Raw genomic sequence first — 545 nt, 5'->3', positions numbered from 1 at the left:
CTCCCACTTGTGCCAGCAGCTGTGTGCTCCCAAATGACCTTTCTGTAATTCATAGAAACCCTGAAAAGCTCTGTTTTGTCGTTATTGCTTTTATCTTGGGCATTTGGCATTAAAAGCTCTATGCTTGTGATGATGGCATCTTCGAGTATGGTTGTGAAAAAATGCTCCCCACCTCCGCTTGTAGAGGTTCTAAACCAATGCACCTCTACCTTGCTAAGCTTTTCACCCTTTGTAAGTGCATTGTAAAGCAAGGGAACTGCTTTATTTAGTGAGCAAGTAAAAGAAAGAGGCTTATGCACCCTTTGTCCTGAGGGCTGTCCGCTTTGAGTGTCTGTGGGAACTTCTACTATGTGAGATATTTCTTGAGCCATAATCTCATCCTCATGCCCTGCTTGATAACGATTTCCTATGCTAGCCTCTGTTGATGCCCCACTTGAAATAAGTCCTTGAGAGGCTCCTTCTATCCTAATATATGCTGGTTGTGCCATAGTCTTCCTTTCTTTGAGTAAATATGGCTTTGATTATATCATTTTTATTTATAATTT

At 41.3% G+C, this 545-nt stretch carries 1 protein-coding gene; it reads right to left on the bottom strand.

Annotated features, from left to right (window positions below):
* Positions 1 to 488: Hcp family type VI secretion system effector (locus DMC01_RS12745; RefSeq protein WP_142694541.1), on the bottom strand; the 488-nt coding region annotated here is incomplete at its 3' end.
* Positions 489 to 545 lie beyond the last annotated feature (57 nt).

It is taken from the genome of Campylobacter troglodytis (assembly GCF_006864425.1).
Lineage (GTDB): Bacteria > Campylobacterota > Campylobacteria > Campylobacterales > Campylobacteraceae > Campylobacter_D > Campylobacter_D troglodytis.
This window is presented reverse-complemented; position numbering and strand designations above follow the sequence as displayed.